Raw genomic sequence first — 274 nt, 5'->3', positions numbered from 1 at the left:
CGAGATAATTAAAGAAAGGAAGTTAGATATAACAAACATAGTAAATGTACTTATACCGACTGATTATTTAAATCCATATAAAGAAGAACATACAAAAATCATGATTTCTTTCTTATATTTGGATCGCTATATAGATAACGAGCATACAATATATGATAAATATATAAATTTAATGAAACACTGGTGTAACGCTAAAAGACCTAATGAGAACCAATTTATTTACGAATTTATAAATTGGTTGAATCATTTGATACATTTTTATGAAAGCATGTAG

At 25.2% G+C, this 274-nt stretch carries 1 protein-coding gene; it reads left to right on the top strand.

Annotation, left to right across the window (positions count from 1 at the left end):
• On the top strand, positions 1 to 274 hold a 274-nt coding region (locus tag SB775_RS29340), incomplete at its 5' end, for a hypothetical protein (RefSeq protein WP_410864752.1).

It is taken from the genome of Peribacillus sp. SIMBA_075 (assembly GCF_046534585.1).
Note: the sequence above shows the minus strand (reverse complement) of the source record. Positions and strands in the feature narration are given on the sequence as shown.